1 protein-coding gene is annotated in these 827 nt (G+C 31.9%); it reads right to left on the reverse strand.

Features of this window, described 5'->3' with window-relative positions; all coding sequences use genetic code 11:
* Nucleotides 1–16: 16 nt before the first annotated feature.
* A partial coding sequence (locus tag ASV53_RS26535; RefSeq protein WP_141226325.1) for an AAA family ATPase occupies nt 17–827 on the reverse strand: 811 nt, incomplete at its 5' end.

The raw sequence follows: 827 nt of genomic DNA on the forward strand, positions 1-827 counted from the left end.
CTATTCGTCGGCAGCGTCAGATGTGTATAATAGACAGATCATTAAGTTTTCGAAATAGTTTATGATCGACTCTGTCATGCAGAGTATGTTTTAAGTACTTTTCAAGACTTTCAATTGGTAAGTAACTTAACGGTATGTTATTTTTTATAGCGTGTTTATGCATATAACTTTTAGCATCTTGCTTTACATCGCCATCTAGAATTATCGATATGCTAGATATTTTTCCAACCAAGTTACTCGATACTACTTCTCTAGCCAATTCAATAACATTTGTGTAACCGCCACAGGGTAATACATGAACCAATCGGCTATTAAGAAGATTGTTATTTCTTAACAATCTTGTAATTAGTTCTTTGGCCAAATCATCTTCGACTAAGATGATACTATCATAACCAGAATGGTCATATAGAATTCTAGTTGCATACGCAGGGTAACAAGGATTGATTATTTCAACAGAATTATCAGAGTATCGCTCTAAAAAGAAAATATTTTCAGGCGAAATAGACGAAATCAATTCTATTGAATGTGTTGAAAAATAAATTGCATAGTTATATAACATCGACATTTCATCAAGAAATGAAACCAATCTTTTCAATGATGAAGGGTGTAGAGCCAACTCAATTTCATCTAAAAACAAAATACATGGCTTGCTTAGACTTGCTCTATCAGAATTTCTTATATTAATAGAGTTTAGCACGCTAACTAATAAATTCTCTCCCGTTGACATATGAAATTGACTAACTCTTCTACCGTCTTTTTGATAATAGAAAATATCACCACTAAACTGAATACTTTGGCTAACATCAGCATTATTAACTTTAAAAAGT

Source organism: Photobacterium sanguinicancri (assembly GCF_002265265.1).
Taxonomy (GTDB): Bacteria; Pseudomonadota; Gammaproteobacteria; order Enterobacterales; family Vibrionaceae; genus Photobacterium; species Photobacterium sanguinicancri.